Origin of the sequence: Streptomyces sp. NPDC058864, assembly GCF_042742985.1 — a bacterium.
GTDB lineage: Bacteria > Actinomycetota > Actinomycetes > Streptomycetales > Streptomycetaceae > Actinacidiphila.
This window is the reverse complement of sequence record NZ_JBHYMQ010000043.1, coordinates 1-11,428: the sequence shown is the minus strand read 5'-3', so window position 1 is coordinate 11,428 and position 11,428 is coordinate 1. Positions and strand designations below refer to the sequence as shown.

The 11,428-nt window shown below is 74.8% G+C and carries 9 protein-coding genes; 5 read left to right on the top strand and 4 right to left on the bottom strand.

The window, feature by feature from the left end:
• Positions 1 to 115: 115 nt before the first annotated feature.
• Both ACFW3D_RS27395 and ACFW3D_RS27390 read right to left on the bottom strand, forming a co-directional pair.
• Positions 116 to 1,393 carry a hypothetical protein gene (locus ACFW3D_RS27395; protein ID WP_500508145.1) on the bottom strand — a complete coding sequence of 426 codons (1,278 nt, stop codon included), beginning with the start codon at positions 1,391 to 1,393 and terminating at the stop codon, positions 116 to 118.
• A gap of 109 nt (positions 1,394 to 1,502) precedes the next feature.
• Positions 1,503 to 2,258 (bottom strand): LysR family substrate-binding domain-containing protein, encoded by a 756-nt coding sequence (locus tag ACFW3D_RS27390; protein ID WP_500508144.1) that lies wholly within the window; start codon positions 2,256 to 2,258, stop codon positions 1,503 to 1,505.
• 59 nt (positions 2,259 to 2,317) lie between these two features.
• Between ACFW3D_RS27390 and ACFW3D_RS27385 the strand changes: the two genes are divergently transcribed.
• From ACFW3D_RS27385 to ACFW3D_RS27370, 4 genes are all read left to right on the top strand, one after another.
• Entirely contained in the window at positions 2,318 to 2,713 is a 396-nt protein-coding gene (locus ACFW3D_RS27385) for a DUF5997 family protein (RefSeq protein WP_500508143.1), read from the top strand.
• Positions 2,714 to 3,278: 565 nt separating this feature from the next.
• On the top strand, positions 3,279 to 4,739 hold the full coding sequence (locus ACFW3D_RS27380; RefSeq protein WP_500508141.1) for an aldehyde dehydrogenase family protein: 1,461 nt from the start codon (positions 3,279 to 3,281) through the stop codon (positions 4,737 to 4,739).
• A gap of 29 nt (positions 4,740 to 4,768) precedes the next feature.
• The gene (locus tag ACFW3D_RS27375; protein WP_500508139.1) at positions 4,769 to 5,512 is read left to right on the top strand and encodes a nucleotidyltransferase domain-containing protein; all 744 of its coding nucleotides are present in this window, start codon (positions 4,769 to 4,771) and stop codon (positions 5,510 to 5,512) included.
• 95 nt (positions 5,513 to 5,607) lie between these two features.
• The gene (locus tag ACFW3D_RS27370) at positions 5,608 to 5,811 is read left to right on the top strand and encodes a DUF1918 domain-containing protein (protein ID WP_500508137.1); all 204 of its coding nucleotides are present in this window, start codon (positions 5,608 to 5,610) and stop codon (positions 5,809 to 5,811) included.
• Positions 5,812 to 5,881: 70 nt separating this feature from the next.
• On the opposite strand, the gene ACFW3D_RS27365 is transcribed toward ACFW3D_RS27370, so the two are convergent.
• Entirely contained in the window at positions 5,882 to 7,192 is a 1,311-nt protein-coding gene (locus ACFW3D_RS27365) for a glycoside hydrolase family 10-like protein (protein WP_500508135.1), read from the bottom strand.
• A gap of 294 nt (positions 7,193 to 7,486) precedes the next feature.
• On the opposite strand from ACFW3D_RS27365, the gene ACFW3D_RS27360 reads away from it, so the two are divergent.
• On the top strand, positions 7,487 to 8,350 hold the full coding sequence (locus ACFW3D_RS27360; RefSeq protein WP_500508133.1) for a 3-hydroxybutyryl-CoA dehydrogenase: 864 nt from the start codon (positions 7,487 to 7,489) through the stop codon (positions 8,348 to 8,350).
• On the opposite strand, the gene ACFW3D_RS27355 is transcribed toward ACFW3D_RS27360, so the two are convergent.
• Entirely contained in the window at positions 8,341 to 10,932 is a 2,592-nt protein-coding gene (locus tag ACFW3D_RS27355; protein ID WP_500508131.1) for an AAA family ATPase, read from the bottom strand. The two genes, ACFW3D_RS27360 and ACFW3D_RS27355, sit on opposite strands and share 10 nt — an antisense overlap.
• Positions 10,933 to 11,428: the final 496 nt, after the last annotated feature.

Below are 11,428 nucleotides of genomic sequence, written 5' to 3'. Positions count from 1 at the left end.
GGACGCGGTGGGCGCCGCGGAGCCCGGCGAGTCTCGGCGCCCCGGTTGGCGCGCGGCCCTCCGCCCGGTGGCGGCCGCGCGCCGCCCGGCGAACACTGGGCGAACTCTCCGCAGGTCAGCCCAGCAGGGCCACGGCCTCGCGGAAGTCGTCGCAGGCCTCTCCATACTGCCTGGCGGCGAGCAGGAACATCGACCGGTCGGTCAGCGCCCGGCCCAGCGCCTCCTGCCCCCGCCGGGCGCCGGGCAGGGCGGCGAGGCGGCGGGCGAGCGTGACGCCCTCGGCGAAGAGCGGCCGGAGCGGTTTCAGGATGCGGTGGGTACGGCGCTCCCAGCACAGCGCCGAGCGGACGGTCAGCCTGCGGTGGGCGGCGACCAGCGCGGGAAGGTGCCGCCCGGGCTCGGCCGCGGCCGCCCCGGCGAGCGCGGCGGCCTCCGCCTCCAGGCCGGGGAGCTCCGCGACGTAGGCCCGGGAGACGTCCGGCGACCAGTGCATCATGTCCCAGCCGTACGGCGGCGCCGGTGCGCCCGGGGCACCCGCCGGTTCCAGCGCCCTGCCGGACAGCGCGTACAGCGTGGTCCACCACGAGAGGATGTTGCTCCAGCTCCTGCGCTCCCCTGTCAGGTCGAGTTCCGTGAGGAGCGTCAGCGCCTCCCTCCGGGCCGCGGCGGCCTCGGCGGGACGCCCGCCCTCGTCCAGCATCTGGGAGTGCCGCACGAGGGTCCACGTCAGGATGGCCAGCGGCTCGCCGTCCTCGTCGACCCGGCGGCGCAGGAAGTCCAGCAGCGGCGCGAGGGCGTCCAGCGCCGCGTCGCGCATCCCCGCGGCCTCCAGTGCGGCGACCCACGCGACCGTGTACCAGAAGGAGACGTCGTCCTCGCCGTCCGAGCTCCCGCCCCGGACGAGCCCCTCGCAGATCTCCGCGGCCTCCCGGTGGCGCCCCTCCTCGGCCAGAACGACGGCGAGCCGCCCGTGCCCGTACACCGGGCTCGGCACCTGCCCCAGCTCGAACCCCCGGCGCCCGGCCGCCGCCATCTCCTCGCACACCGCCAGACCCTCGGCGCGCCGCCCCGCCGAGTGCAACCCGCGCTCGTACGTCCCGAGGGCGTCGACGAGGACTTTCGCGCGCCCCGGCTCGGCCGGGTCGATCCGGCGCGCCGCGGCCGCCGCCTCCTCGTGCAGGGCCAGCCGCTCCTGCGGCCGGTCCCGGAACTGCTCGTCGTAGCCGTGCGAGATCAGCGCCTCCGACAGTTTCGGCAGATACGACAACGGGCTCACCTCCGCCAGCACCCGGTACGCCGTGACCTTCTGACGCGCGGTGAGCCGGCCGGATCCCAGCAGCATGGTCCGTGCCCGCAGCACCGCGTCCTGATCGAATCCCCCAGTGACATCCATGACGGGGATTCTGGAAGCCGCCCCAACTCCCCAACAAGGCCTGTGAGCTGTGCGTTCCGTCCTACAAAAAGTGCGGCCGGACTGTCATGATGGAGATGTCATCACCCGGTCAGGAACGCCGGCGGGGCTTTCCGCGCTTCGCGGTGGGGCGAGGCGTCTTCGCGGACGCACGGCCGGACGACTTGGCGGCGGCGGGCTTGCGCCGCGCCGCCCCTTCGTCCGAGCGCTGCTTCTTAGGCTGCGCCTGGGGCTGGGTACGGCCGCGGGTGCTGTTGACGGTGCGGCCGCGCACGATGCCGATGAAGTCCTCGACCCGGTCGGTCGTGGTGTCCTCGCGCCACGACAGGGCCACCCGCGACTGCGGTGCGTCGACGACCGTGCGGTAGGTGAGGTCCTTGCGGTGGTGGAGGCGCGCCAGCGACTGCGGGACGACCAGCAGCCCCACGCCCGCCGCGACGAGCTCGATCGCGTCGGCGGTCGTGGCCGGGCGCTCGATCGCGGGCCGCCCCGGGAGCTCGTCCCAGTCCAGGGTGTCGTCGAGGGGGTGGAACACGACTTCGTCGGCCAGGTCCGCCACCGACACCTCCTCGGCCGCCGCCACGAGGTGGTCCTTGGGGACGACGACGACCGTCGTCTCCGTGTAGAGGGGGATCGCGCTGAGGTCCGTCCGGTCGATCGGCAGCCGCACGAAGCCCGCGTCGGCGTCGAGGCCGCGGAGCTTCCCCGGAGCCTCGGCGGCCGGGACCATGACGAGCTCCAGCGGGACGTCCGGCAGCCGCTCCTGCCAGATCCGCACCCATTTGGCGGGGGTCACCCCGGGGACGTAGGCGAGGCGGAACGAGGAGGGAGCTTCCGAGCCGGTCATCCGGCCAGGCTACCCCGGCGCCGGTCGGGGGCCGTCCCCGCGATCGATATCCTTGGGGCATGACGTCGCACCACTCCACCCAGACCATGAAGCCCGCCACCGCGGCGAAGAAGCTGGGTGTGTACCTCGAGGCCACCCCCGCCGAGTTCCGGGAGGGCGTCGTGTCGCGCGACGAGCTGAACGCGCTCCAGGCCGACCCGCCCGAGTGGCTCCGGGAGCTCCGCCGCAACGGCCCGCACCCGCGGCCGGTCGTCGCGGCCAGGCTGGGCGTCTCCATCTCCGGTCTCGCCCGCGGCGGGGTCACCGAGGCGCTCACCACGGAGCAGATCGAGGCGCTGAAGCAGGAAGCGCCGGAGTGGCTGCAGAAGGAGCGCGCCACCCAGGCCGAGGTCCGCAAGGAGACCGCCCGTCTCAAGGAGCGCGACGCCGAGCGCGCCCGCCGCGCCGACGCCTGACACCCCCCGCCCGCGACGCAGGGCCGCCCTCACGGCGGCCCTGCGTCGCAGCATCACCGGCTTCGGTACGACCGGCAGGGCGACAGGCGCTCCACCCCCGGCCCCGGCGCCCGCACCGGCATTCCCCGACGCTCTTGCCGCGCCCCGGGAGGCGGCCGGGGCGCGTACACCGAACCCCGTGAACGGCAGACGGCGTCCGCCTGCGGACGGCGCCCCGTCCCCGCACACCCTCCGGGGCCGGCCTCCACGCGTACGCCCGGACGTCGGCCCGACGGCGGCGGCACCGGTTCAGGCCCCGCTGCCGTGCCGTCGTCCGCGCGCTCACGCTCTGCCCATGCCCGCCGGCCACGTTCACGGCACACCGGCGACGGCATCCCCCGGGCGCCGAGGCAGCCCGCGGCAGGAACCCCGCCGCCCGGCACGGCGCCCTCCCGCCCCGCGCACAAAGCGCGTCCCGGTCCGTTGACAGCGCGGGGGGCGCGTCGCAGACTCAGTGCCCGAACGGTCGATGAACGATAGTTCACTGTGCGAACAGCGCTGTTCGCGCGCCAGAACAGGGGCTGCCATGACCATCTCCCGCGAACTGCTGATCGGCGGCAAGGACGTCCCGGCCGTCTCCGGACGCACGGCCGAGGACGTCAGCCCCTTCACCGGCGAGGTGTACGCCACCGTCGCCGCCGGGGGCGTCGAGGACATCACCCGGGCGGTGGACGCCGCCGAGGCCGCGTTCCCGCAGTGGGCGGCGCTCGGCCCGTTCGCGCGGCGCAAGATCTTCCTGACCGCTGCCGACCTGCTGGAGGCCCGTACCGAGCAGGCCGCGGAGATCATGGCGCAGGAGGCCGGCGGAACCCGCCCCTGGGCCTACTTCAACGTCGGGCTGGCCGCCAACATCCTGCGCGAGGTGGCCGCCGCCGTCACCGCGCCGCGCGGCGAGGTGCTGAGCGCGCAGGAGGAGGACGTCCTCGGCATGGCGGTACGCGAGCCCGTCGGCGTCGTGGCCGCCTTCGCGCCGTGGAACGCCCCGGTCATCCTCGGGGTCCGCGCGGTCGCCGCACCCCTCGCGGCGGGGAACACGGTCGTGGTGAAGCCGAGCGAGGACGCCCCGGTGGCCTGCGGCCTGTTCGTCGCCGACGTGCTGCGCGAGGCCGGGCTGCCGGACGGCGTGCTGAACGTGGTGACCAACGCCCGCGAGGACGCCGCCGAGGTCGCGGAGGCGCTGATCGCCGACCCGAGGGTCCGCATCGTCAACTTCACCGGGTCGACGGAGGTCGGGCGGATCATCGGCACCCACGCCGCACGCCACCTCAAGCCCGCCGTGCTCGAGCTCGGCGGCAAGAACGCGATCGTCGTGCTGGACGACGCCGACGTGGACTACGCCGTCGACGCCGCGGTCTTCGGCGTCTTCCTCAACTCCGGGCAGATCTGCATGTCCGGTGACCGCATCCTCGTCCACGAGAGCCTCGCCGAGGAGTTCACGGCCAAGTTCGCCGCCAAGGTCGGCACGCTGCCCTCCGGCGACCCCGCGCACCCGCACACCGTGATCGGGCCGCTGGTGAGCGAGGCCTCCGCGCGGCGCGTGGCCGCGCTGGTGCGGGACGCGGTCGCCAAGGGCGCCACCGTGCTGGCCGGCGGCGGCGAACCGGACGGCGCGGTGCACCCGGCCACCGTGCTGCGGGACGTGCCCAAGGACGCGGAGATCTACTACGGCGAGGCCTTCGGCCCCGTCGTCACCGTCTCCTCCTTCGCCGACGACGACGAGGCGGTGGCCCTGGCCAACGACACCGACCACGGTCTGACCGCGGGCGTCATCACCGAGAACGGCACCCACGGCCTCGCCGTCGCCCGCCGGCTGCGCACCGGCATCGTGCACGTCAACGACCAGTCGGTGGCCGACGAACCGCAGGCGCCCTTCGGCGGCTTCAAGGCCTCCGGCTACGGCCGGTTCGGCGGCCGCTGGGGCCTGGAGGCGTTCTCCAACACCCGCTGGGTCACCCTGGCCACTCGGCAGGCGCACTACCCGTTCTGAACCCGCTGCGAAGGGCGTAGGGTCCGCGCATGGAAGATCCAATCGGCGCGGCCCGCGCCCTTCTCGCCGAACGCTTCCCCGACGCCCTCGCCGGCTTCCTCGGCGGGTCCACCGCCCGCGGTGAGGGGACGGCGACGTCCGACCTGGACGTGGTCGTCGTCCTCGATCCGCCCGCCGGGTGCCACGCCGAATCGCTGACCTGGGGGTCCTGGCCGGTCGAGCTCTTCGTGCACACCCCCGAGTCGGCGCACGCCTTCATGGGCTGGGACCGCGACCGCGGCAACGGCACGATGGCGTTCATGTGCGCGCGGGGCGTCGTCCTGCTCGACCGCGACGGGACCGCCGCCCGGCTGCGCGACACCGCGGAGCGGATCCTGGCCGCCGGACCGCCCGCGGTCACGGACGCGGCGCGCGACCACCGGCGCTACTGCGTCACCGACCTGCGCGACGACCTGCTCGGCGCGCTGGACGAGGACGAACTCCTCGCCGTGGCCGCCGCCCTGCTGGACGGTGCCGCCGAGCTCCTGCTCGCCACCCGCGGGCACTGGCGCGGTGGCGGCAAGTGGCTGCCCCGACGGCTGCGCGAGGCCGACCCCGAACTCGCGGGGCTCCTGCTCGGCGGCTACCGCGGCCTCGTCCGCGGCGGCCCGCGCGAGCCGTTCGCGGCGGCGGTGGACGCGGTGCTGCACGCCTGCGGCGGACCGCTGTGGGCGGGCTACCGGCGCACCCCGGACCCGCGCATGCTGGCGGAACTCGGCCTGCGGCCGGCCTGAGCGCCGGCTCCGTTCCCGGGGGTGCGGAGCGGACGCCCGAACCTAGACTGGAGGGGCAAGGGCTGCGGACCGCCGAGTTCTCAGGAGGTCGACCGATGCACGCGAACAAGGGTGACCGGGTCAGGCAGCACGGGCGGGTCGTCGGCCAGCACGACAAGGTGGCCGAGATCGTCGAGGTGATGGGGCAGGGCGGCGAGCCGCCGTACCGGGTCCGGTACGACGACGGCCACGAGTGCATCCTGTCCCCCGGGCCGGACTCAACGGTGGAGCACGGGCGGGGCGCGCCCCCCACCCGCTGAGCCGCTCCGTACGGGATCGTGCGGGACCGCGGCCGTGGCACCACGCGGCCGCGGCGCTCGGCGTGCGCGGCTACGCGCCCGGCCCCCGGCCGGGGGTGCGGACGCGGGTCGGATAGTGGTCGGCGACGACGCGGGACATCGCCCCGATGGGGTCGGCGGCGACCTCCTTGGCGGAGAAGAACACGTTGCCGAGCACCTGGGGATGGCTCCGGTCCAGCTCGAGGTGGCGGGAGAGTTCCGCCGGGTCCTGCCAGGCGGCCGCCTCGCCGGCGGCGCCGGCGCGGTAGAGCGCCTCGCCGATGTAGAGGTGGACGCCCGTGCCGTCGACCACGTCGGCCCACCACGGCACGAGCGTGGCGTAGTCGGCGACGTCGAAGCCGATGTGCCAGTACACCTGGGGCACGATGTAGTCGATCCAGCCCTTGTGGACCCAGCCGCGTGTGTCGGCGTAGAGGTCGTCGTACGTCTGGACCCCGCCGCGGGTCGCGGAGCCGCGCGGGTCCGTGCCGCGGTTGCGCCAGACGGCGAAGGGGCTGATACCGAAGCGGGTGCCGGGGCGGAGCGCCCGGACGCGGGCGGCGGTCTCGCTGACGAGCAGGTCGATGTTGTCGCGCCGCCAGGAGGCGAGGTCGTCGAAGCCCTCCCCGTACCGGGCGAAGGCGTCGTCGTCGGCGAAGCGCCGGCCCGCGACCGGATAGGGGTAGAAGTAGTCGTCCCAGTGCACGCCGTCGACGGGGTAGCGGCGGACGGCGTCGAGCATGGCGTCCTGCACGAAGCGGCGGACCTGGGGGAGCCCGGGGTTGTAGTGGAGCTTGCCGCCGTACGCGACCGTCCAGTCGGGGTTGACCCGGGCCGGGTGGTCCGGGGAGAGCCGTGCGGGGTCGTCGTGGGTGGCGACGCGGAACGGGTTGAACCAGGCGTGCAGTTCCAGCCCCCGCGCGTGTGCCTCCGTCACGGCCGTGCCGAGCGGGTCCCAGCCGGGATCCCGGCCCTGGACCCCGGTCAGGTACTCCGACCAGGGCTCGTACGGGCTCGGCCACAGCGCGTCGGCGGTCGGGCGGACCTGCATGACGACCGCGTTGAGGCGCCGTTCGACGGCGAGGTCGAGGTAGCCGAGGAGTTCGTCGTACTGCTGACGGGCCGGCAGCCCCCGGGCGGAGGGCCAGTCCCGGTTGGCGACCGTCGCCAGCCACATGCCGCGGAACTGCGCCGGTGCGCCAGGACCGCCCGCCGTGCCGGACGGTGACTCCGTCCCCGCGGGCACCGCGCCGGCGATCCTGGCCGTCCTTTCCGCCGCCCTCGCGGCCTCGCCCGCGCCGAGGACGGTGCCGATCGCCCCGGCGGCGCCCGCGGCGAAGGTCCTGCGTGAGAGTCGGCGCATGGCTGTCCCCTGATTCCCCGTCATATTCATATTTCGCTGATACTGGGCCGAATCGACCCGTCCGGCAACCTACCCGGAGCCGGACGGGTCCGGGGGTGCCTCCGGGTCCCGTCCGTCCCGCCCGGCCACTCGCGTCGCCTCCGGCGCACGGGTGCCGCCGACGGCGTCGTGCCCGGCCGGGCGGCCCTTGCCGGGGCCCGGACCGGTGGGCCGGCCGGGTGTAATGTCGAGCGGGCTGGTCCGGACCTCACGACGGTCCGGGTCTCCATCTCGCGATCAGGGAGAGGCTGGGCGTTGAACGACGACATCCGTTGTGTCGGTGTGGTGGGCTGTGGCCAGATGGGCGCGGGTATCGCCGAGGTGTGCGCCCGGGCCGGACTGGACGTCCGGGTGGCGGAGACCACCGGCGAGGCCCTGGAACTGGGTCGCACCCGGCTGACGAACTCGCTCCGCAAGGCGGCGGAGCGCGGCAAGATCACCGCGGAGGAGCGCGACGCGACGCTGGAGCGCCTCAGCTTCACCACCGACCTGGGCGACTTCGCCGACCGTGACCTCGTCATCGAGGCCGTCGTCGAGAACGAGCAGGTCAAGACCGAGATCTTCCAGGTGCTCGACCAGGTGGTGACCCGCCGCGACGCGATCCTGGCCTCCAACACCTCCTCCATCCCGCTGGTGAAGCTCGCCGTGGCGACCTCCCGCCCGGAGCAGGTGATCGGCATCCACTTCTTCAACCCGGCGCCGGTCCAGAAGCTCGTTGAGCTGATCCCCGCCCTCACCACGGACGGCCAGACGCTGGTGCGCGCCGAGAAGCTCGTCACCGACGTGCTGGGCAAGCACCCGATCCGGGCCCAGGACCGCGCGGGCTTCGTGGTCAACGCCCTGCTCATCCCGTATCTGCTGTCGTCGATCCGGATGTTCGAGACCGGCATCGCCAGCCGTGAGGACATCGACAACGGCATGGAGATGGGCTGTGCCCACCCGATGGGCCCGCTCAAGCTCTCCGACCTGATCGGGCTGGACACCGTGGCCTCGGTCGCCGAGTCGATGTACGAGGAGTTCAAGGAGCCGCTGTACGCCGCTCCGCCGCTGCTCCAGCGCATGGTCGACGCGGGCCGGCTGGGCCGCAAGAGCGGCCACGGCTTCTACGACTACGTGTAGTTCGGCGTCCGCGCCGTCGTCTCCCGCCGCGCGTCGAGCCGGGCCAGTTCCGCCCTGGCCCGGGCCTCGACCGGGGCGGCGCCGACGGCCGAGCTGATCTCCAGCGCCTCGACCAGGGCACCCCGGGCCGCCGCCGCCCGCCGCGGACGGCGCTCGGCGGCGCCCAGCACGATCAGCGTGCGGGCGAGGTCGATGGGGAGCGAACGGCCGCGCAGCCTCTCCGCGGCGGCCTGGATGCGGGTGACGCCCCGCTTGGAGCGGCCCAGCACGCAGTCGCGCAGGCCCTCGGCGCGCTCCAGGGCGGACAGCACGCTCGCGGACGGCCGCGCCCCGGCGCGGCGGCGGGCCGCCCGCAGGACCTCGGCGGCGGAGTCCGTGTCGCCGAGGATGACGCTTGCCTCGGCGAGGTCCCCGTACCAGCGCAGCATCACCGGGTCGGCGATCCCCATCGTCTCCCCCAGCCTGCGCACCTGCCGCAGGGTCTCTACGGCCGCCGCGGTGTTCTCCCGCCCCCCGGCCAGCAGTTGGGCCCGGCCGCGGACGCCCAGGGCCCGCAGCAGGAAGAGCTGGTCCCCGTCCGTCATGCAGGCCCGGATCGTCCGGTCGGTGAGCTCCAGCGCGCGCTCCAGGCGTCCTCCGACCGTCTCGGCGAGCGCGGCGGCGTACAGCACGGGCGGTGAGTCGTCGCCGGCCCGGACGGGGAGCACGGCGCAGCGGGCGACGTTGTCCAGGGCCTCGCGGCACCGGCCGGACCGCACCTGTATGCGGATCAGCGCCACCAGCGTCGCGGCGGTCTCCTCGACGGAGGCGTACTCGCCGGTCCTGCCGAGGAGTCCGGCCATCTCGTGTTCCGCGTCGGTGATGCGGTCGGCGTCGGCGGCCAGGATCGCGCGGGTGCGCACCAGTTCGCGGGCGCCGGGCCCGTCCGGCGGCACGGGGAGGCCGAACGCCTCGCCGAGCGCGGCCTCGGCGGCCTCCGCCTCGCCGTGCAGCGCGTGCAGCCGGGCGAGCAGCGCCAGGGCGGCCACCCGGGTGTCGACGGCGTCCGCCCGGACCGCCATGTCGGCGGCGCGGCGGGCGTGGGCGGAGGCCTGCGCGGGCCGGCCGCCGATGAGGTGCCGCAGGGCGGCCCACTGGTGCAGCCGGGCCTCCAGCCCGGGGTGCCCCTCGGCCTCCACCAGGCCGTCCGAGATGAGGCGTCCCGCGGCGCCCAGCGCCTGGCCGGCGTTGCCCAGCATGATCAGCCGGGCCAGTACGCGCTGCCGCGCGGAGCCGGCCTCCGCGAGCACGGTCTCCGCGGCCCGGTCCGCGTCGCCCCGCAGCCCGGCGTCGCTGGCGTACTCGGCGGCCGCCAGCAGCCGGTCGGCCCGCTCGTCGGGTCGGTCCTCGGGGGTACGGCGGGCCGCCAGGGCGGCCAGTTCCGCGGCGGTGGCGGGGGCGCCGCGACGGCGCGCGGAATCCGCGGCGGTCGCGAGCGTGGCCGCGGTGGCCTCGTCCGCGTGCGGGTGGGCCAGGGCCAGGTGCCGGGCCTGCTCCACGGGCTCGGGCACCACGCGGGCCAGCAGCTTGTGCGCGGTGCGCCGGCCGTGCTCGGGGGCGTCGGCGTACACCGCGGCGCGGATCAGCGGGTGCTGGAAGCGAATCGTTCCCTCGGCGTCGGCCACGGCGACCCCCAGGGCCTCCGCGGTGCCGAGGTCGCCCTCCGGGTCGGGGATCCCCGCGGCGCCGAGCAGCGGCACCGTGGGACGGGCCGCTGCGCTCGCGACCAGGAGCGTCTGCCGGGCGGAGGCGGGCAGCAGCCGCACCCGGTCCAGCAGCAGGTCGCGCAACCGCGGCGGCACGGACAGCACGTCCCCGGTCTCGAACGGCGTCCCGTCCCGCATCAGGGCCCGGCCCAGCTCCAGGGCGTACAGCGGATTGCCCGCGGCCGTGTCCTGGACGGCGCGCACGGCCGGCTCGGGCAGCTCCGCCCCGGTGTGGTCCAGCAGCAGCGCGGCCACGTCACCGTCGGACAGCGGCGGCACGGGCAGCGCCGTGGTGCCCGGCGGGCAGCACCGCATCCCGAGCGGCTCCTCCCCCTCCACGACGCGCTCGGCGGCCAGGAACCGCACGCCCTCGCCCGGGGGCAGCCTGCGCAGCGCGAGCGACAGCACCTCAGCACTCGGCGTGTCGAGCCACTGCAGGTCGTCGACGACGATCAGCACGGGGCCGGCCGCCGCGAGCGCCCGCAGCAGTTCGACGGCCGCGTCACGCACCGCCAGCCGGCTCTGCGTCGCGACCGGCTCGTGCCCCCGCAGCAACGCCGCCCGCAGGGCGGCCCGGGGCCCCGCGCTCAGCCCGTCGACGTACTCCTCCGGCACGCGGGCGAAGAGGTCCATCAACGCCACGAAGGGCAGCTTCGCGTCCTCCTCGACGGGGACGGCCCGCAGCACGGAGCCTCCCGGCGGGACCTCGTCGGTCAGCGCCGCGAGCAGGGCGGACTTGCCGATCCCGGCCGCTCCGTGGAGCAGTACGCCCGGACCGGCGGTCAGCTGTGTCCGGGCATGGTCGAGGATCTCCCGACGCCCGATCAGGGACGGCATATGCTCATGACAACGTTTGCTCAACTCCCTTGTCAATGCCCGCAGTCGGGTCGGCGTGTCCCCGGACGCGGTTGTGATTGCGGCCGGTTGTTCGTGTGCGGGTGCGTTGTGGTTGCGGTTGGGGTTTTTCCCGCCCGCCCTCCCGTGGCCCCGGTTGGTTGGTGCGGGTCTCGCCCGGGTTCGTTGGTGGGCCGGGGGCGGGGCCTCCGGGATGGGCATTCTGTACCGCATATTTATGTGCATGGCGGGCGATACGGACAGGTGCCGCTCTGCCGCACAACAAATACACGTCAGCGTCCAGAACGCCCACCCCTACGACCCCACCCCCTCCGCGAGTTGCGCGACCAACGCCCGGTGGGGGGTGATGAAGCAGTCCGGAGTTGCCGCAAGTGCCCTGCTCACCCCCTCCGGCCGACCCGGCCCAAGGCCGAGGAGAGAAGGGTGGGTAAGGAGGCGGTCCGGGGACACCCTGGACCGCCTCCTCACCCCCACCGGC